General features: G+C 66.6%; 20 protein-coding genes. 19 read left to right on the top strand and 1 reads right to left on the bottom strand.

Annotated elements, in window-relative coordinates:
• Positions 1-87 precede the first annotated feature (87 nt).
• Positions 88-1299, top strand: a complete 1212-nt coding sequence (locus APAU_RS07170) for an arginine deiminase (RefSeq protein ID WP_232207703.1) — start codon at positions 88-90, stop codon at positions 1297-1299.
• Between the two features lie 95 nt (positions 1300-1394).
• The gene (gene argF / locus APAU_RS07175; RefSeq protein WP_006301045.1) at positions 1395-2348 is read left to right on the top strand and encodes an ornithine carbamoyltransferase; all 954 of its coding nucleotides are present in this window, start codon (positions 1395-1397) and stop codon (positions 2346-2348) included.
• Positions 2349-2430: 82 nt separating this feature from the next.
• Here the strand turns inward: argF and nikR are convergent, their stop codons facing one another.
• Complete coding sequence (nikR, locus tag APAU_RS07180; RefSeq protein ID WP_006301047.1) at positions 2431-2886, bottom strand: nickel-responsive transcriptional regulator NikR; 456 nt, start codon at positions 2884-2886, stop codon at positions 2431-2433.
• Positions 2887-2986: 100 nt separating this feature from the next.
• Here nikR and APAU_RS07185 point away from each other — a divergent pair, with 100 nt between their 5' ends.
• The 17 genes from APAU_RS07185 to APAU_RS07265 all read left to right on the top strand — a co-directional run bounded on the left by APAU_RS07185 (position 2987) and on the right by APAU_RS07265 (position 19362).
• Positions 2987-4612: a M20/M25/M40 family metallo-hydrolase gene (locus APAU_RS07185; protein ID WP_006301048.1), complete on the top strand. Its 1626-nt coding sequence runs from the start codon at positions 2987-2989 to the stop codon at positions 4610-4612.
• A complete protein-coding gene (locus APAU_RS07190; RefSeq protein WP_006301049.1) occupies positions 4609-5457 on the top strand; it encodes a carbon-nitrogen family hydrolase in 849 nt (282 codons plus the stop codon). Before APAU_RS07185 ends, APAU_RS07190 begins: the two co-directional genes overlap by 4 nt.
• Before the next feature lie 43 nt (positions 5458-5500).
• Positions 5501-6253 (top strand): NAD(+) synthase, encoded by a 753-nt coding sequence (gene nadE, locus APAU_RS07195; protein ID WP_006301050.1) that lies wholly within the window; start codon positions 5501-5503, stop codon positions 6251-6253.
• Positions 6254-6329: 76 nt separating this feature from the next.
• Complete coding sequence (locus APAU_RS07200) at positions 6330-7082, top strand: YebC/PmpR family DNA-binding transcriptional regulator (RefSeq protein ID WP_006301051.1); 753 nt, start codon at positions 6330-6332, stop codon at positions 7080-7082.
• Positions 7075-7590 (top strand): crossover junction endodeoxyribonuclease RuvC, encoded by a 516-nt coding sequence (gene ruvC / locus APAU_RS07205; protein ID WP_006301052.1) that lies wholly within the window; start codon positions 7075-7077, stop codon positions 7588-7590. The genes APAU_RS07200 and ruvC overlap by 8 nt, the downstream gene beginning before the upstream one ends.
• Positions 7587-8183, top strand: coding sequence for a Holliday junction branch migration protein RuvA (gene ruvA, locus APAU_RS07210; protein WP_006301053.1), 597 nt, complete (start codon positions 7587-7589; stop codon positions 8181-8183). Before ruvC ends, ruvA begins: the two co-directional genes overlap by 4 nt.
• A gap of 30 nt (positions 8184-8213) precedes the next feature.
• Entirely contained in the window at positions 8214-9251 is a 1038-nt protein-coding gene (gene ruvB, locus APAU_RS07215) for a Holliday junction branch migration DNA helicase RuvB (protein ID WP_040345846.1), read from the top strand.
• A 2-nt stretch (positions 9252-9253) separates the two neighbouring features.
• Entirely contained in the window at positions 9254-9481 is a 228-nt protein-coding gene (locus tag APAU_RS07220; protein ID WP_006301055.1) for a DUF2905 domain-containing protein, read from the top strand.
• Positions 9482-9525: 44 nt separating this feature from the next.
• Positions 9526-10926 (top strand): SpoIID/LytB domain-containing protein, encoded by a 1401-nt coding sequence (locus APAU_RS07225; protein WP_006301056.1) that lies wholly within the window; start codon positions 9526-9528, stop codon positions 10924-10926.
• Positions 10923-11990 carry a tRNA preQ1(34) S-adenosylmethionine ribosyltransferase-isomerase QueA gene (gene queA, locus APAU_RS07230; protein ID WP_006301057.1) on the top strand — a complete coding sequence of 356 codons (1068 nt, stop codon included), beginning with the start codon at positions 10923-10925 and terminating at the stop codon, positions 11988-11990. The genes APAU_RS07225 and queA overlap by 4 nt, the downstream gene beginning before the upstream one ends.
• A gap of 71 nt (positions 11991-12061) precedes the next feature.
• Complete coding sequence (amrA, locus tag APAU_RS07235; RefSeq protein ID WP_006301058.1) at positions 12062-13387, top strand: AmmeMemoRadiSam system protein A; 1326 nt, start codon at positions 12062-12064, stop codon at positions 13385-13387.
• An 11-nt stretch (positions 13388-13398) separates the two neighbouring features.
• Complete coding sequence (amrS, locus tag APAU_RS07240) at positions 13399-14379, top strand: AmmeMemoRadiSam system radical SAM enzyme (RefSeq protein ID WP_006301059.1); 981 nt, start codon at positions 13399-13401, stop codon at positions 14377-14379.
• 87 nt (positions 14380-14466) lie between these two features.
• Positions 14467-15999, top strand: coding sequence for a histidine ammonia-lyase (gene hutH / locus APAU_RS07245; RefSeq protein WP_006301060.1), 1533 nt, complete (start codon positions 14467-14469; stop codon positions 15997-15999).
• A 134-nt stretch (positions 16000-16133) separates the two neighbouring features.
• Complete coding sequence (locus APAU_RS07250) at positions 16134-16997, top strand: branched-chain amino acid ABC transporter permease (protein ID WP_006301061.1); 864 nt, start codon at positions 16134-16136, stop codon at positions 16995-16997.
• A gap of 13 nt (positions 16998-17010) precedes the next feature.
• Positions 17011-17895, top strand: a complete 885-nt coding sequence (locus APAU_RS07255; RefSeq protein ID WP_006301062.1) for a branched-chain amino acid ABC transporter permease — start codon at positions 17011-17013, stop codon at positions 17893-17895.
• Positions 17892-18662, top strand: coding sequence for an ABC transporter ATP-binding protein (locus tag APAU_RS07260; protein ID WP_006301063.1), 771 nt, complete (start codon positions 17892-17894; stop codon positions 18660-18662). The genes APAU_RS07255 and APAU_RS07260 overlap by 4 nt, the downstream gene beginning before the upstream one ends.
• A complete protein-coding gene (locus APAU_RS07265; RefSeq protein ID WP_006301064.1) occupies positions 18652-19362 on the top strand; it encodes an ABC transporter ATP-binding protein in 711 nt (236 codons plus the stop codon). Before APAU_RS07260 ends, APAU_RS07265 begins: the two co-directional genes overlap by 11 nt.
• Positions 19363-19366: the final 4 nt, after the last annotated feature.

Raw genomic sequence — 19366 nt, forward strand, 5'->3', positions numbered from 1 at the left:
CTATGATCCTTCGCGTGAACTGAAAACGCAAGTTGGTTTATTTTCAAAGGGGAGGCCGGTCGGGTGTGCACGAATCGATCCTTTAGCGTGGGCTCGGAAGTCGGCAAACTGAGACGGGTGATGCTGCACCATCCCGGCAAGGAACTGGAACGCCTCACCATCGACAACAAGGACGAACTGCTCTTCGACGACATCCTCTGGGTGGAGGAAGCCCAGAAGGAACACGACGCCTTCGCGGACCTCCTGCGGGACAACGGCGTCGAGGTGGTGTACTTCAGCAACTGCCTGGCCCACGTCCTTCGGGAGAAGGAAATCCGCTCTCCCCTGCTGGACGAGGTTCTGGCCCTGGAGGCCCACGATCCGCTCCTTGCCTCGGGCCTCAAATCGGTGCTCATGGAGATGGACCCCGCCAGCCTTGCGGAAGTCCTCATCGCGGGACTCACCAAGAAGGAGGCGGTCTCCCTCCTGGGATCCTGCCGAAGCCTGGTCCTGAGGTCCTCGGGTGAGTACGACTTCTTCATCCGCCCCCTGCCCAACCTCTACTTCCAGCGGGATCCCTACATGTTCGTCAATCAGGGGGTCCTCGTGAGCGTCATGCACTACCCCGCCCGGCGCCGGGAACCCCTCTACGCCAAGCACATCTTCCAGCACCACCCCTACTTCGAAAACGTGCAGATCCTCTTCGGCGAGGAACCCCGAGACACCTACCCCTACACCATCGAGGGGGGGGACTTCCACGTCTTCTCTCCCACCTGCGTCGCCGTGGGGATGAGCGAACGCACCGCTTCGGGAACCGTCCAGCTCGTGGGACGCCGTCTCGCCCGGGATGCGGGGATTCGCACCGTCCTGGCGGTGGACATCCCGAAGCACCGCGCCTGCATGCACCTCGATACGGTGTTCACCATGGTGGACCGGGACGCCTTCACCATCTACCCGGGGGTCCAAAAACAGATGCGGATCTGGGAGCTGAACTACGACGAATCGGGGGACCTTCTCTCGGTGGAGGAAAGCTCCGACCTGGTGGACTGCCTGCGGAAGAACCTCTGCATCGACCGGGTGCGTCTGATCGAGACCGGCGGCGGGGATCCCATCGCCGCAGCCCGGGACCAGTGGAACGACGGGACCAACACCCTCTCCATCGCTCCGGGGGTGGTGGTGACCTATCGGCGCAACGTGGTCTCCAACGGCGTCCTGCGGGAGAACGGGATCAAGGTCTTCGAGATCAAGGGGGCGGAACTGGGCCGGGGTCGTGGCGGCCCCCGCTGCATGAGCATGCCCCTGTGGCGGGAATCCCTTTAGGGAAGAAACAACACGCATCCCCTCCCGCAAGGGATGGAGATAGAGCACCGCTTGAACCAACCCATTCCAAACCAATCCTGAAGGAGGAAACAACCATGGCTGTCAACCTGCGCGGTCGCCATCTGCTCACCCTGAAGCACCACACCCCCTACGAGATCCAGTTTCTCCTGGACCTTTCCCGGGACCTGAAGAACAAGAAGCGCGCCGGAATCCGGGGGGATCTGCTGGCGGGCAAGAACGTGGCCCTCATCTTCGAGAAGCCCTCCACCCGCACCCGCTGCGCCTTCACCGTGGCCACCATCGACGAGGGCGGCCACCCCGAGTACCTGGGCAAGAACGACATCCAGCTGGGACACAAGGAAGACGTGGCGGACACCGCCCGCGTGCTGGGCAGGATGTTCGACGGCATCGAGTTCCGGGGCTTCAAGCAGTCCGTGGTGGAGGATCTGGCCAAGTTCTCCGGCGTGCCCGTGTGGAACGGTCTGACCGACCAGTTCCACCCCACCCAGGTGCTGGCGGACTTCCTCACCATCCAGGAGGAGTTCGGCACCCTGAAGGGCATCAAGCTGGTCTACGTGGGGGACGGACGGAACAACATGGCCAACTCCCTCATGATCGGCGCCGCCAAGATGGGCATGCACTTCGTCATCGGTTCCCCCAAGTCCCTCTTCCCGGAGGATGGGCTGGTGGCGGAGTGCCGGAAGATCGCCCAGGACTGTCAGTCCGGAGCGGTCATCGAAGTCCTGGATGACCCCAAGGCGGCGGTGAAGGGCGCCCACGCAGTGTACACCGACGTGTGGGCCTCCATGGGCGAAGAGGACAAGCTGGCGGAGCGGAAGGCCCTGCTGCAGCCCTACCAGGTGAACAAGGAACTCATGGCCGCCATCGGCCGGGAGGAGGCCATCTTCCTGCACTGCCTCCCCGCGGTGAAGGGCTACGAAGTCATGGAGGACGTCTTCGAGTCCCGCTGCTCCCGGGTGTTCGACGAGGCGGAGAACCGCATGCACACCATCAAGGCCACCATGGTGGCCAGCATCGGGAACCTCTAGGTCTCTTCGACCCGTCCCGATCAAGACCCGAGAGGGGAGACGGCCCGCAGGGCCGTCTCCCCTCTCGCTTTATGCCGAAGGATCAGGAACGTCCCCAAAGGGATTCCTTGAGAGGAGTCAGGGAGGGGGCGGCGTAGAGGAGCCCCTTTTCCATCAGGGCCTCGGAGAACGCCCGGGCCCGGCAGGTCGGCCCCTTGAGGAGCACCGCCTCCAGACAGTGGTCGTGGTCCAGATGGATGTGGGTGGTGCAGACGATCACGTCCTCGAAGTCGTGTTCCAGTCTCGTCAGCTCCCCCACCGCGTCCCTGCTGTGGTGGTCGTAGAGGAGGGTCAAGGTGCCGCACACCTCGCCGCTTCGTTCCTCCCAGAGGGACTCGGAGATGAACCTTCGGATCAGCTTGCGCAGGGCTTCGGAGCGAGTCCCCAGGGACTGTCGCTGGATCCAGCGGTCAAAGGCCTCCAGAAGCTCCTCGGGAAGGGACACGCTGAAGCGCGCCAGAGCAGGGGTTTTCCCGTTTTCTTCTTCACTTGAGCTCACGAACCTCGCCTCGCTCTCAGGGTGGGGGCTACAATCCTGGAAAGGACACCCCCTCAGTATCGGGGGACCGTCCGGCCCAGGCAAGAGAAGGAGGATCAGGATGGATCGTTTCGACAAACTGCGGGCGACCACGTTGGAGCTGTGCCGCATTCCCAGCCCTTCCGCCGCGGGAGACGGCGAGAATCGGGTCATGGACGACCTGGAAAGGCGCCTGTCGGGAGCCCTGTCCCGCAAACCCGGGTGCTGCTCCCTGTTCCGCTACCCTCTGCCCCGGGACCCCTACGGGCGAAGCCACGTGGCGGCCCTCTGGAGGTGTCCTTCCGGAACGAAGGACACGGTGATCCTCATGGGGCACGTGGACGTGGTGGAGGCGGAGGGGTACGGCCCCCTGACCCCCTGGGCCTACGACCCCGAGGAACTGACCCGAAGGATGGCCTCTGCGGACCTGCCGGAGGAGGCCCGGCGGGACCTCCGTTCCGGACGCTTCCTCTTCGGGCGGGGCACCATGGACATGAAGGCGGGCATCGCCCTCCACCTGGACCTCTTCGAAGAGGCCCTGGAGAATCCGGAACGCTTCGGGGTGAACCTCCTCTTCTGCCCGGTGGTGGACGAGGAGAACGATTCGGCGGGCATGAGGGGCGCCATTCCCTTCCTGACGGACCTGGCCCGGAACGAGCGGCTGCGCTACCTGGCCTGTCTGAACGCGGAACCCTGCGATCTGGGGTCCGAAGGACCGGTCCGTCCCCTCTACGTGGGCACCATCGGCAAGATCATGCCCCTGGCCCTTCTGCAGGGTCGGGAGGCCCACGTGGGGGAGGTCGCCCTGGGAATCAACGCGGCCCTCCTGGCCTCCTCCCTGGTGGAGGCCCTGGACGGGGACCCCCAGACCTGCGAGCGGACCCCCGACGGGGTCTTCTCCCCGGCCATCTGCATGGGCCTGGAGATACGCCGTCGCGCCTATTCCGTGACGGTACCCGCCCGGGCGGCGGTCTACTTCAACCTCCTTACGGTAACCCGAACCCCCGCAGAGGTGCTGGATCTGTTCCGGGACCGGGCTTCGTCCGCCCTGGCGACGGCGCTGGAGAAACGACAGCGGGACCTGACGGCCTGCGGTCTGCTGCCCCAGGACGCCCCCACTCCGAGAGGGCAGGTTCTGGAGGCGGGAGACCTGCTGGAACAGGCCCGAAGAAAGGGGTTCGACCCGGAAGGGGTTCTGGCCCGCCTGGATCCCCACTTGGATGCGCGGGAAAAGTCCCTCCGCATCCTGGAAGCCGCCCTGGACGCGGTGGGGGTCCAGGGTCCCCTGGCGGTCCTGGGTTTTCTCCCCCCGTACTACCCCCAGCGGCTGAACCAAAACCGAACGGAAGGGGAGAAACACCTTCGGGAGGTGGCCCAGGACCTGGTGGGACACGCACAAAGGACCCACGGGGAGACCCTGGAGATCCGGGAGGTCTTCGGGGGGATCACGGACCTGAGCTTTTTGGGTTTCCAGGGCAGGAAAGAGGACCTGGAGGCCCTGGCGCGCAACCTGCCCGGCTGGGGAACGCTTTACGATCTGGACAGGGAACGGCTCCTGGAGCTGGACGTACCCATCCTCAACGTGGGAACCGCCGGCAAGGACGCCCACAAGTGGACGGAACGCCTGGACACGGAGTATTCCTTCCGGGTCACCCCGGACCTGCTGCGTTTCGTGGTGGACCGGCTGGCGGAGCAGGGAAGGCCGTGAAGACCCTGCGGGTGGCGCTGCTCCAGCTGGACGTCGCGTGGGGGAACCCTCAGGCCAACCGCGCGAAGGTCCGCCGAGCCCTGGACGGGCTGGCTCCCTGCGATCTGGCGATCCTGCCGGAGCTGTGGTCCGGTTCCTACGACAACCCCCGCATGGAGGCCCTGGCGGAGGAAAGCCCCGCCTGCCTGGAGGAGGTGGCGACCTGGTGCCGGGACACCGGGTCCTGGGCTCTGGCGGGTACTCTGCCCTGGCGAACTCCCGAGGGACTGGCCAACCGGGCCTTCCTCCTGGACGAGGCGGGGGGAGTGCGGGGCACCTACGACAAGGTCCACCTCTTCCCCCTCCTCGCGGAGCCGGAGCACTTCATCCCGGGAAAGGCCCCCCTCCTCGCTTCCCTTCGAGGGGTACGCTTCGCCGCGGCGGTCTGTTACGACATCCGTTTCCCCGAGTTTCTGCGCCGCATGGCTCTTGAGGGAGCGGAGGTGATCGGAGTCTGCGCCGAATGGCCCCTCTCCCGGATCGACGCCTGGAGAACCCTGCTTCGGGCCCGGGCCATGGAGAACCAACTTTTCGTGGTGGGGGTCAACCGGGCGGGCTGGGGAGGAACAGACCTATACGGAGGCCACTCCCTGGTGGTGGCTCCCGACGGGACGGTGCTCTACGAGGCGGGGGAGGAGGAGGAGATCGGGACGGCCGACCTGGAACTCTCCCTGGTGCCCCGAACCCGCAAGGCTCTCCCGGCGTTCCGGGATCGCCGACCGGACCTGTACGGTTTCTTAGGAGAAAACCGGGAAAGGGAGGACACCTCCGTCGCTCCAGGGGAGGAGGAAACGGAGATATGCTAAAATGGATTGCTCGAAGAAACCCGAAAAAGGACGGAGGCATCCCATGACGGACATCCCGGTTCGCAACCCCGAGGGTTTGGCATCGTTCCTGGAATCCTGGTTGACGGAACGGGCCCGGGAAGCGGGAGCCCGAGGGGGCATCGTGGGCCTGAGCGGGGGAGTGGACTCCGCGGTGGTGGCGGCGCTGCTTCGGCGCTGTTTCGGCAGGGACCGCATGTTGGCGGTGCTTCTGCCCTGCCACAGCCAGCCTGTGGACGCGGAACACGCCATGCTTGTGGCCCGGGCCCTGGACCTGCCCACCCGCACGGTGGACCTGGGACCGACTCACGACGCCCTCCTGGCGAGCCTGGAGGCCGCTTCCCCGGAGCCCCTGAGCCCCCTGTCCCGGGCCAACCTGAAACCTCGACTGCGCATGACTGCCCTCTACGCCCTGGCCCAGACCCTGGGCTACTTGGTGTGCGGCACAGGGAACCGGGCGGAGCTGGCCTACGGGTACTTCACGAAACACGGGGATTCGGGGGTAGACCTTCTGCCCCTGGGCAACCTCCTGAAGCACGAGGTCTGGGAACTGGCCCGCCACCTGGGGATCCCCCCGGAGGTGGTGGATAAGCCCCCCACGGCGGGGCTCTGGCCGGGGCAGACCGACGAGGGGGAGATGGGGCTTTCCTACCGGGAAATCGACACCTACCTCTCCGGAGGAGACGTCACCCAAGCGGTGCGGGAGCGCATCGAAAAGGCCCTCCTCTCCTCGGAACACAAGCGCTCCATGCCCCCCGTCGCCATCCCCGGAGCCTGACCCCCGCGTTTTCGGCATCGGCGGGGCCCTTTACGGGCTCCCTTTGAACCCTACTATACGGATGAGGTGATTCAACGTGTCCGGACATTCCAAATGGGCAAACATCAAGCACCGCAAGGCGGCTCAGGACGCCAAGAAGGGTGCGGCCTACCAGCGTCTGACCAAGGCGGTCATCGCCGCTGCCAAGGCGGGAGGGGGGGACCCCAACGCCAACTTCCGGCTGAAGGTCGCCATCGACCGGGCCCGGGAGGGCAACGTGCCCATGGACAACATCGAGCGGGCCATCAAGAAGGGTTCCGGGGAAATCGAAGGGGCCATCTACGACGAAGTGACCTACGAAGGTTACGGCCCCGCCGGGGTGGCCATCATGGTGGAGACCCTGACGGACAACCGGAACCGCACCGCCCCGGAAATGCGCTCCCTCTTCACCAAGAGCGGCGGGGCCATCGGGGAAGCGGGGTGCGTGGCGTGGAACTTCGAACGCCGCGGGGTCATCCGGGTGGAGGGCAAGGGCATCGACGAGGAGGCCCTCCTGGGCGTGGCCGCCGAGGCAGGAGCCGACGACCTCCAGGGGGACGACGAAGGATTCGACGTGTACTGCGACCCCTCTTCCCTTTCCGAAGTGGGCATCGCCCTGAAGGGAGCGGGGTACCCCGTGGAATCCATGGAGATCTCCATGGTTCCCAAGAACACCGTCTCCATCACCCGAAAGGACGAAGCCTCGAAGCTCCTCACCATGGTGGAGCGCTTCGAGGAACACGACGACGTGCAGAACGTCTACGCCAACTTCGACATCCCCGACGAGATCCTGGAGGAACTCGGTGACTGACCCCGCCTCCCCCCTCTGCCTGGGCCTGGACCCGGGCCTCGGCACCCTGGGTTACGGCCTGGTGCGCCAGAAGGGGGACCGCCTGCTGGCGGAGGAGTACGGGGTGGTACGCACCCCTCCCGGAGAACCTCTTCCCGACCGGCTTCGGATGCTCTACGAGGAACTGCGACGACGGACGGGAGCCTGGCACCCGTCCGTCGTCGCGGTGGAACGGCTCTACTTCGGCAAGAACGTCACCACCGCCGAGATGGTCTGGCAGGCCCGAGGGGTGGTGCTTCTGTTCGCCACCCAGCTGGGAGTCCCCCTCTTCGAACCCAAACCCTCGGAGGTCAAGCTGGCGGTCTGCGGGAACGGGGGGGCGGAGAAGCGGCAGGTTCAGGGGATGGTCCAATGCCTCCTGGGCCTGTCCGAGCTGCCCCGACCCGACGACGCGGCGGACGCCCTGGCAGTGGCGGTGGCGGGTCTCGCCCTCGCCTCCCTGGAGAGGAAGGAGGTCCTGTTCCCATGATCCGCAGCCTTTCGGGCGTCGTGGAATCCGCCCGGGACGGAGCGCTCTGGATCGACGTGAACGGCTTCGGCCTGGAGGTCTTCGCCTCCCGAACCGTCCTGGAGCAGGCGGAGGAAGGACATCCTCTGCGGCTTCTGGCCCAACTGATCCTCACCGACTCCGGTCCTTCCCTCTACGGTTTCGGGGGGGAGGAGGAGCGCAGGCTCTTCCAGGAACTGATCCAGGTGAAGAACATCGGGGGACGGATGGCCATGGCCCTCCTTCGGGTCTTCTCGGTGGCGGAACTGGTGGCGGCGATCCGCGCCCAGGACGTGGCCTCCCTGGGGCGAGCCCCCGGCGTGGGGGCCAAGCGGGCGGAGCGGATCTGCTTCGAGCTGCGTCCCAAGCTGGATCGGCTCTTCGGGACCGCGGCGGGAGAGACGGGCCCCCTGGAAGCGGGGGTGGAGTCCCTGGCGGACGCTCTGGAAGGGTTGGGCTTTTCCCGAAGCACCGCTCGATCCGCCCTGGAGGAGGCCCGTCGCTCCCTGGAAGGGGAGGAACCTGCGGAGGAGGACCTGCTCCGCCTGGCCCTGGCCCGGCTTCAGAAGCGGTAGGCCGCCGTGGAGAGCCGGGATCGCAAGCTCATGGAGACTCTGAGGCAGGGCAACGGGACCCCCCGGAAGGACGAGGAGGACCATCTGTCCCTGCGCCCGGAGACCCTGGACTCCTTCATCGGACAGGACTCTCTGAAGGAGAAGCTCCGCATCTTCGTGGCCGCCTCGCGGCAACGAGGGGAACCCCTGGACCACACCCTCTTCTACGGTCCCCCCGGCTTGGGGAAGACTACCTTGGCCAGCATCATCGCCCGGGAGATGGGGGGACAGCTCCGGATCACCACGGGCCCCGCCCTGGAACGGGCGGGGGACCTGGCGGCCATCCTCTCCAACCTTCAGCCCCACGACGTGCTCTTCATCGACGAGATCCACCGGCTGCCGGTGACGGTGGAGGAGATCCTGTACCCCGCCATGGAGGACTACAACCTCTGCATCGTGGTGGGCAAGGGACCTCTGGCGCGAAGCGTCCGCCTGCAGCTTCCCCGATTCACCCTGGTGGGAGCCACCACCCGGTTGGGCCTCATGACCTCCCCCTTGAGGGCACGCTTCGGCATCGTGGAACAGCTGGACCTGTACGACCCTCGGGACCTCACGAAGATCGTGACCCGAGGCGCGGAGGTGCTGGGCGTGCAGATCGAAGAGGACGCCTCCCTGGAGATCGGCCGTCGTTCCCGGGGAACCCCTCGGGTGGCCCTGCGGCTGCTCCGCCGGGTACGGGACGTGGCCGCCGTTTCCGGTGAAGCGGGCATCCGTCGGACCGTGGCCTGTTCCGCCCTGGACATGCTGGGGGTGGACCCGGAGGGCCTGGACGACGGGGACCGCAAGCTCCTTCGGGCAGTGGTGGAACTCTTCGACGGGGGCCCCGTGGGGCTCTCCACCCTGGCGGCGGCGCTGAACGAGGACGCCCAGACCATCGAGGACATCTACGAACCCTTCCTCATCCAGAAGGGCTTTCTGGAACGCACCCCCCGGGGCCGCAAGGCCACCCGGGGAACCTTCGCCTACCTGGGCTTCGAGCCCTCCTCCCGGTTCCGGCAGCTTTCCCTCCTGGAGGAACCGGAAGGGTAGCCGTGACGGCTTTCGGTCGAGCCCTGGCGGCCCTGGGCCTGGGGCTTCTGATCCTGGGAGGGGTGCTGCTCCTCCTCGCCCGGGTCCCCCTTCCCTGGGGACGGCTTCCCGGGGACGTGGTGGTGCACCGAAGAGGGTGGACCCTCTTTGCCCCCTTCGGCACAATGTTGTTGGTCAGCGTCCTCCTCACCCTGGGGGTCAACCTGCTGGCGCGGCTCTTCCGGCGGTGAGGCGGGGTCTCTTTGCCCCCGATTCGAGTTCGAGGAGGTCCATCATGTTCGGTTTCGGTGATCGTTTGGGAAGGTTCGTTCTGGCACTGGGGCTTCTGGCAGCCCTCAGGGCTTTCCCCGGGATCGGAGAGGCTCAGGAGCGGCTGTTGCGCGTGGGGGTCGCCCAAGGGGTTTCCTCGGGCATCCTGGAGGGGCAAGGCTGGGCTCAAGGAGCCGACGGAAGGAGGGTTGCCCTGGCGGGCCGGGCCGACGTGGTCCACCAGGGGGGAGCCCTCTACCTTCGGGGAGAAACCCTTCCCCTGCCCGTTCGGGTGGAGGGTGAGGGTCTTCGATGGGGACCCACGGGCTACCGGGGCTCCCTGTGCCTGATCCCCGCCTCCCGGGGCTTCACGGTGGTCAACGAGGTGGACCTGGAATCCTATCTCCGGGGGGTCCTCAAGATGGAGGCCAACCCCGCCTGGCCCCAGGAGGCGCTGAAGGCCCAAGCGATCATCGCCCGGACCTTCGCCGTGAAGAGCCAGGGAAGACACCGAGCCCAGGGCTTCGATCTCTGCGCCCTGCCTCACTGCCAGGCCTATCGGGGAAGGAACGCGGAGGATCCCGCCACGGACCGGGCCGTGGCCGCCACCAGGGGGCAGATCCTGGTCTACGGGGGCGTCCCGGCGTCCACCTTCTACCACGCCGACAGCGGGGGCGTCACCGCCGATGCCTCCCAGGTGTGGGGAGGTCGGGTGTCCTACCTCGTCTCCCGAGGGGAGCCGGTGTCCTACACGAGCCCCTACTCGTCCTGGCGGACGGTCCTGACGGCGGAGCAGCTGGAGAGGGTCCTCGGGAAGATGGGGCAAAACGTGGGCCGGGTCCGTTCCCTTCGCGCCGCCTCCCGGGACTCGGGAGGACGGGTGGTGCTCCTGGAGGTGACGGGAGACCGGGGAACCGTCCGGGTGAAGGGACACGCCTTCCGCATGGCTGCAGGAAGCAGCCTCGTGAAGAGCACCCGCTTCGAGATCCGGGGAGACCAGGGAGGAGAACCCCCTCTACCGCCGAACCTCCCGCCCCAGCCCGTCGTCCCGGTCTCCCGCCCCTCCTCCCAGGAGGACGTGCTGGTGCAGCTCACGGAACAGGGGGTCTTCTCCAAGGAGGAGCTGATGGACATGCTCCTTCATCCGGAAAAACGCAAGGCCTACCAGGATCTGGGCCTCTCCCGAAAGGGCGAGCCGAACCCGGTGCGTCCCGCCCCCCCCCTTCCCGTCACCCCCGCATCCCCCCGAACGGCCCCGACCTGGAACGCCGCAGGGGGGGACCGGTTCGTCCTGGAGGGACGGGGCTGGGGACATGGGGTCGGGCTTTCCCAGTGGGGAGCCAAGGCCCTGGCGGAGCAGGGCTGGTCCTGCCCTCGCATCCTGGAGCACTACTTCCCCGGGACCAGTCTGTGCACCCTCCCATGAATCCCCCTCAGAAGACGGCGGCTGTCGATCTGGCCTCCGTTTCGGCCTACCAGTACGACCTGCCGGAGGAACTGATCGCCCAGGACCCGGCGGAACCCCGGGATTCCTCTCGACTGCTGGTCCTGGAGCGAGGACGAGGGGTCGCAGCCCACCGGACCTTCCGCGACCTGGAGGAATACCTTCGGGAGGGAGACCTGTTGGTACTGAACGACACCCGGGTGCGGCCGGCCCGACTTCGGGCCCGCAAGACCTCCTCCGGCCGCGTGGAGATCCTGGTGCTCCGGCCCCTGGATCCCGCTTCGAATCTCTGGACGGCCTTGGTCCGCCCCGGGCGTCGGGTCCCCCCGGGAACCCCCCTTCTGTTGGAGGACGGGACGGAGGTCCGGGTGGAGGAACGCCTGGAGGATGGACTTCGAGCCCTCCGCCTGCCCCAAGAAACCGACCCGACACGGCTTTTCCGCCGCCTGGGAGAAGTCCCCCTGCCTCCTTACATCACCCGGAGCGTCGCCCCGGCAGAGAGGTACCAGACGGTCTACTCCCGACCGGACCGGGAGGGTTCCGCCGCCGCCCCCACGGCGGGGCTGCACTTCACCGCCCCCCTGCTGAAGCGTCTGGAGGCCAGGGGAATCGGGCAGGCCTTCGTCACCCTGGACGTGGGGCTGGGCACCTTCCGTCCCGTCCAGACGGAGCGGGCAGAGGACCACGTGATGCACCTGGAACGGTGCTCCCTGGGGGAAGAGACCGCCGAGGCGATCCGCCAGACCCGACGCCGAGGGGGACGAGTGGTAGCGGTGGGGACCACGGTGGTCCGCACCCTGGAGACCTTCGCCAACGAAGAGGGACAGGTCCTCCCGGGGGAGCGGGACACGAGACTCTACATCCGCCCGGGGTACCGTTTTCGGGTAGTGGACGGACTGATCACCAACTTCCATCTCCCTCGAAGCACCCTGCTCATGCTGGTGGCGGCCTTCGGAGGCTATGAGCCGGTCCTGGAGGCCTATCGGGAAGCGGTCCAGCTTCGCTATCGTTTTTTTTCCTTCGGAGATGCTATGATTCTTCTGTAAATTCCCCCACCCGGGGGAGCATTGAGTGTCCCCTTCGACAGACTCCGAACCGACCCTGGGAGGTGGTCTTCGTGTGGACTTGGGCTTGTCTGCTTCCCCATCCCCCCGTCCTCGTCCCCGAAGTGGGACGCGGACGGGAAGAGGAAGCCGAGGAAACCCTTCGGGGAATCCAGCGGCTTGTTCATGACCTCCCTATCCCCGCCCCCGAAGGGGTCCTGATCCTCTCCCCCCATTTCCGCTACGTTCCCGGCTCCCTGCTCTTGGGTGGAGCCCCTTCCTTCCGGGGACACCTGGGGGCTTTCGGCGCTCCGTCCGTAAGCCGCGACCTGGCGGGAGACCCCGAACAGGCCCGACACTTCGCCCGGTGCCTCTCCCCGGAGATCTCCTGCCGCATCGACACGGCCACGGAGACGTTGGACCACGCGAGCCTGGTTCCCCTTGCCCTTCTGGGACGAAAAGGGGCCTTTGCCCGAGGGGTGGTGGCCAACCCCATCGGGTTGGACCGCAAGGGAGCCTACGAGATGGGACGTCGCCTTCGAGCGAACCCTCCCGAGGGCTCCTGGGGCTTCCTCGCCAGCGGGGACCTCTCCCACCGCCTGTTTCCCGGCGCCCCGGCAGGCTACAGCCCCTTGGGACCTGCCTTGGACCAAAAGGTGGTCCAGGCCCTGCGCACCGGCGACCCCCGCCCCCTGCTGGACATGCCCGACTCGGAGACGGAGGCGGCGGGGGAGTGCGGCCTCCGCTCCGTCCTGGCCCTCCTGGGGCTGGCTCAGGGCCCCCTGGAGGTCTTCTCCTACGAGGGCCCCTTCGGGGTGGGGTACGCCACCGCCCTCTGGCTTCCCCCCACCTCCGACCCCGACGCCCCGACGATTCATCCCTACCCCCTCCTGGCGCGGAGGGCGCTGGAGGAGGGACTGAGGGGGAAGGCAGCCGATCCCGAGGCCCTTCTTCCCCAGAGGAGCGCACAGGCGGGCCTCTGGGACCGCCGGAGGGCCTGTTTCGTCTCCCTCCACCGACGGGACGGCTCCCTTCGGGGATGCATCGGGACCCTGGAACCGCTCTGCCCCTCCCTGGACCAGGAGATCATCCGCAACGCCCTGGCGGCGGCCACCCAGGACCCCCGGTTCCCCCCCGTCCGATCCGAGGAACTGGAGGACCTGCACCTTTCCGTGGACGTCCTCTCCACCCCGGAATCCACAAACCGCTCCGGGCTGGATCCCCGGATCTACGGGGTTCTCGTCCAGGCCCGAGGGCGCAGGGGAGTCCTGCTCCCGGACCTGGAAGGGGTGGACACGGTGGAGCAGCAGGTGGAGATCGCCGCCCGCAAGGCGGGATTGGATCCCCGGGAACCCCTGGAACTCCTGCGCTTTCGGGTAGAACGCTACCCGGAGCCGTGAGGGCCGTTCCCATGGAGGCCCATCACTGGGTTCCCGAAGGGGACGGGGTCCGCTGCGCCCTGTGCTTCCACCGGTGCTACCTGACCCGGGGCGCACGAGGGCTCTGCGGGGCTAGGAAGGAGGAGGGGGGAAGGCTGGTGTCCCCCTTCCTCGGTCGCTTCCCCTCGGTGGCGGTGGACCCGATCGAGAAGAAACCCCTCTACCACTGGAGGCCCGGCAGCCGGATCCTCTCCCTGGGAGGGTTGGGGTGCAACCTGGACTGCCCTTTCTGCCAGAACGACAGCCTCTCCCACCCCCTGGGTTGGATCGCCTCTCCCTTTCTGGAGCCGGAAGAACTGGTCGCTTTGGCGGAGGCGGGGGGGGAGGGGGCCGTAGCCTTTACCTACAACGAGCCGCTGATCCACCCGGAGTACCTGCTGGAGGCGGGCAGACAGCTGCACCGCAGGGGGATCCGGGTCGTCTGGATCACCAACGGCACCATCGAACCCGAGCCGCTGGAGGAGATCCTGGGGAAAGTGGACGCCGCCAACGTGGACCTGAAGGCCTTCACGCAAGAGGGGTACCGATCCCTGGGGGGAGATCTGGAGTCGGTCCTCCGAACCCTGAGGCGGATGAGGGAAGCGGGGGTCCACCTGGAGGTGACGCACCTGGTGGTTCCGGGCCTCAACGACGACCCCACGGACTTCTCCGGATTGGTGGACTGGCTTGCGGACCTTTCTCCCCGCATCCCCCTGCATCTCTCCCGGTATTTCCCCCGACGCAAGGCCACTGCCCCGGCCACTTCCCTTCGGACCCTGGAGGGATTCCGGGACATCGCGGAAAAGCGCCTGAAGCACGTCTACCTGGGAAACTGCGGCGGGAGTGCGGTCACCCGATGCGAGAAATGCGGACGAGACATTTTGGCGCGTTCGGAGTATAATATATTCCAGCGTCACATTGCTGCATCGGGAAATTGCGGTTTCTGCGGCCAGGACAACGGGATCGTTCCCTAGGAAGAACCCCACGAAGCTGCATCCTCCGCTTCGAGCCCCCGGCCCCCAAGTCCGATCTCCCGAAGTACGTCCAAGGAGGGGAAGAGGATGGGAAATCAGGTACTGGAACTCAACGGCCACAGTCTCACCCTGAACGACGTGGTGCGGGTTGCCCGGGAAGGTTGTCAGGTCGCCTTGGATCCCGCTGCGGTGGCCTTCGTGGAGCGGGGCGCCGAAGCGGTGGCAAGCTGGGTGCGGGAGGATCGGGTGGTCTACGGCATCACCACGGGCTTCGGCGACCTGGCCACGGTGGTCATCCCGGCGGAGAAGAGCCAGCTCCTCCAGCGCAACCTCCTCCTCAGCCACGCCTGCGGCGTGGGGGAACCCTTCCCCGAGGACCTGGTCCGGGCCATCATGCTCCTTCGGGTCAACACCCTGACCCGGGGCTTCTCCGGCATCAGCCTCCCCACCCTGAGCCAGCTGGTGAACTACCTGAACCTGGGCATCCACCCGGTGATCCCCTCCCAGGGTTCCGTGGGAGCCAGCGGGGACCTGTGCCCCCTTTCCCACCTGGCCATCAGCCTCCTGGGGGAGGGAGAGGTCTTCTTCCAGGGACGCCGCATGCCCACCGCGGAAGCCCTTCAGAAGACGGGGCTTTCCCCCATCGACCTCAAACCCAAGGAGGGGCTGGCCCTCAACAACGGCACCACCGTCATGACCGCCATCGCCGCCCTCTGCGTGGTGGACGCCCTTTCCCTGGGCAAGATGGCGGACGTGGCTTCCGCCCTGTCCCTGGAGGCCCTGCACGGAGTCCCCTACGCCTTTGACCCCCGAACTCACGATCTGCGTCCCCACACGGGGCAGCGCACCGTGGCGGGAAACCTCCGGAGGCTCATCGAGGGGAGCGAGATCGTGGCGGCTTACCAGGGGAAGCGGGTTCAGGACGCCTACTCCCTCCGCTGCGTCCCCCAGGTGCACGGGGCAAGCCGGGACGCGGTGGACTATGTGCGCCAGAAGGTGGAGATCGAGATCAACTCCGTCACCGACAACCCCCTCATCTTCCCGGCGGACGGGGAGGCCATCAGCGGGGGCAACTTCCACGGACAGCCCATGGCCATCGCCATGGACTTCTTCGGTATCGCCGCAGCGGAGTGGGCCAACATCTCCGAACGCCGCACCGCCCGGCTGGTGGACCACAAGCTCTCCGGGCTTCCCCCCTTCCTGATGAAGGAAAGCGGTGTGAACAGCGGCTTCATGATCCCCCAGTACACCGCCGCCGCCATCGTCTCGGAGAACAAGGTGTTGGCCCATCCCTCCTCCGTGGACTCCATCCCCACCTCCGCCAACCAGGAGGACCACGTCTCCATGGGGGCCTACTCCGCCCGCAAGGGAAGGCAGATCCTGGAAAACGCCCGAAAGGTCCTGTCCATCGAACTCCTAGCCGCCGCCCAGGGCCTGGAGTTCAGTCGCCCCCTGAAGGCGGGGAAGGGGACCGAGGCGATCCACCGGGCCCTTCGGGAAGAGGTCCCCTATCTGGAGGCGGACCGGTACCTGCACCCCCTGATCCAAAACGTCCTCGGGCGGGTGTGCGACGGCACCCTCCTCCGGAAGGTGGAGGACGCCATCGGGGAACTGGACTAAAGGCATATCGGGAGGAAGTGCTGCCGCGCCTAGGGGGCGCCCGACAGGGCGCCCCCTAGGCGCGGTTTTGATATATAATAGACGCATGGACCACCCGCGCCTGGGCGGTCACTTCGCGTCCGGGAGGTTGGTTCATGGAACTTCTGCTGGAGCAGATCCTGAACGGCATCGCCATCGGTTCCATCTACGCCCTCACAACCCTGGGGCTGGCGCTGGTGTACGGCATCCTGAAGATCCTTCACGTGGCCCACGCTTCCGTCTACACCGCCGGAGCCTACGTCGGGCTCTACCTCTTCGGCGTCACCGAAAGCCTGACCCTGGCCGTACTGGGAAGTATGGCCTTCTGCGCCCTTTTGGGAGTGGCCATTGAGCGGTTCGTGTATTTCCCCCTGTTGAAGTTCCCCCCCTACGTGCCCCTCATCAGCAGCATCGCCATCTTCCTGGGGCTGGAAGAGGTGTGCCGCCTCGTGGCGGGACCGGAGATCCTCACCTTCCCGGTGAAGCTCCCCTTCCCCTCCTTCCACGTGGGACACCTTCTCATCTCCTCCACCCTGACGGCGGTGTACGTCATCACCGCGGCGGTCCTGGGGATCCTCTGGTTCCTCTCCACCAAGACGGAGTTCGGCCTGGCCATGCGTGCCACCTCCCAGGACATGGAGACCGCCTCCTCCCTGGGGGTGAACAGCCACTGGGTGGTGAGCGCCACCTTCATGATCGGCTCCGCCACCGCCGCCATCGCGGGGATCCTGGTGGGGATCTACTACAACCAGGTCTATCCCACCATGGGAGCGGTCCCCGCCTATAAGACCCTGGCCCTCATCGTGGTGGGGGGCATGGGCTCCGTCCCCGGGGCGGTGCTGGCCTCCCTGCTTTTGGGAGTGGGGGAGACCCTGCTCATCGGCTATGCGGACATCCCCATGCCCCGGGACGCCCTGGCCTTCATCGCCATGATCGTGGTGCTCCTCTGGAGACCCCAGGGACTCTTGGGAAAGCGATAGGGAGGACGGAAGGATGAACGAGTACACCCTGAGCGTTGCCACCCTCATCGTCATCCAGGCCATCGCCGCCTCGGGCCTCAACGTCATCGTGGGCTACGCGGGGCAGATCTCTCTGGGTCATGCGGCCTTCTTCGGCATCGGCGCCTACACCTGCGCCCTCCTCACCACCTCGGGAAACCTCTCCTTCTGGGGTGCCCTGCCGGTGGTGCTCCTGGTGGCGGCAGGGGTAGGGGTCCTGCTGGGCCTGCCCAGCCTGCGTCTGAAGGAGGATTTCCTGGCCATCACCACCATCGGCATCAACTTCATCGTGGAGGCCCTGTTCCTCTACACTCCCTTCTTCGGAGGGGCACTAGGCATCGGGGGCATCCCCCGGGTGGTGCTCTTCGGGATCAAACTGAAGGGGCTGGGTTTTCTTCTCCTCTGTCTGGCCTTCCTGGCCCTGGCGCTCCTTCTCTGCTGGGCCTTCACCCGCTGCTGGTCCGGCCTGGCGTGCTTCGCCATCCGGGAGGACGAGACCGCCGCCGCAAGCATGGGCATCTCCCCGGTGCGCTTCAAACTCCTGGCCTTCGTCCTGGGCACGGTGCTCGCCGCCCTGGGAGGAGCCCTGTACGCCCACTTCATGCGGTTCATCAGCGCCGGGGACTTCAGCTTTCCCGTGTCGGTGATGCTCCTCTCCATGGTGGTGCTGGGAGGCATGGGGACCCTCTGGGGGCCCCTGGTGGGGGCGGTTGTCCTGGGGGTCCTTCCGGAGGTCTTCCGCCCCCTGACGGACTACCGCATGTTCCTCTACGCCGCCCTGCTGCTCCTGATGATCCGCTTCCAACCCGGAGGACTGTTGGGGGAACACAGTTTCGCCCGCAGATGTCTGATCGGTTCCAGGGGAGGGAAAGCCCGATGAGCGCGGAACTCCTTTCCGTGCGCGACCTGTCCATCCAGTTCGGGGGCCTCAAGGCGGTGGACGGGGTGGACTTCGACATGAACCAGGGAGAGATCCTGGGCCTCCTGGGCCCCAACGGGGCGGGGAAGACCACCTGTTTCAACATGATCTCCGGGGTCTACCGGCCCACTCGGGGAGAGATCCGCTTCCAGGGAGCCCGCACCGACGGACTTGCCCCCCACCAGATGGCGGCCCTGGGCATCGGTCGGACCTTCCAGATCGTCAAACCCTTCGCCACCCTGTCGGTGAGGGAGAACGTCTGCATCGCCCTGGGGGGAAACCGATACCGGGGAAACCTCCTGGGCAGCTTCCGCTTCTGGAGACGCCCCTCGGTGCTGGAGGAGGCGGAGCGCATCCTCCGGGACGTAGGCCTGGGGGATCGGATGGACCAACGGGCAGGGCTTCTGCCCATCGGGAACCTCCGCAAGCTGGAGATCGCCCGCTCCCTGGCCCTGCACCCCAAACTGCTTCTCCTGGACGAGTCCTTCTCCGGGCTGCGCCACGAGGAGATCGAACAGATTGAGGTGTTGGTCCGGCGGATCCGGGAGCAGGGCATCTCGATCCTCTTGATCGAGCACAACATGAAGGTGGCCATGGGGTTGAGCGACCGCATCGTGGTGCTGGACCACGGCCGCAAGCTCGCTGAAGGGTTGCCCCAGGAGATCAGCCGAAACCCGGAGGTCATCGAGGCCTATCTGGGGAAGGGGGCGAGCGGCCATGCTGCTTGAGGTGCAGGATCTGGTGGTGTCCTACGGGGAGGTGGAGGCGGTCCACGGCGTCTCCTTCCGCGTGGAGGAGGGGGAGCTGGTCTCCATCATCGGCGCCAACGGCGCCGGGAAAAGCAGCATCCTCCGCACCCTCATGGGCCTGCAGGCCCCCACGTCCGGAGCGGTGCGCTTCCTGGGGGAGGACGTGACGGGAGAGCCTGCCCATATCCGAGCCCGCCGGGGTATCCGCATGGTTCCCGAAAGGGCGCGGGTCTTCCCTCAACTCACGGTGAAGGAAAACCTCCTCATGGGGGTCTACGGCCTCCGCAAGGCCCTTCCCTACGAGGAACGCCTCCGGTGGCTCTACGGTCTCTTCCCCATCCTGGAGGAGCGGGGGGGGCAGTTCGCCAGCACCCTTTCGGGGGGGGAACAGCAGCAGCTGGCCATCGCCCGGGCTCTCGTCTCGAACCCCAAACTCCTGCTGGTGGACGAGGTCTCCATGGGACTCATGCCCAAACTGGTGGACCAGGTGTTCTCGGTCCTTCAACAACTGAACCGGGAGCAGGGACTCTCCATCCTCCTGGTGGAGCAGAATGCCCTGGCGTCCCTGCAGATCTCCCGAAGGGCCTACATCCTGGAGACGGGGCGTCTGGCCCTGGAGGGAGAGGCCCGGTCCCTCCTGGAGGATCCCCGAGTCCGGGAGGCCTACCTGGGGCTGTAACATC

It is taken from the genome of Aminomonas paucivorans DSM 12260 (assembly GCF_000165795.1).
In the GTDB taxonomy this organism is placed as follows: Bacteria; Synergistota; Synergistia; order Synergistales; family Synergistaceae; genus Aminomonas; species Aminomonas paucivorans.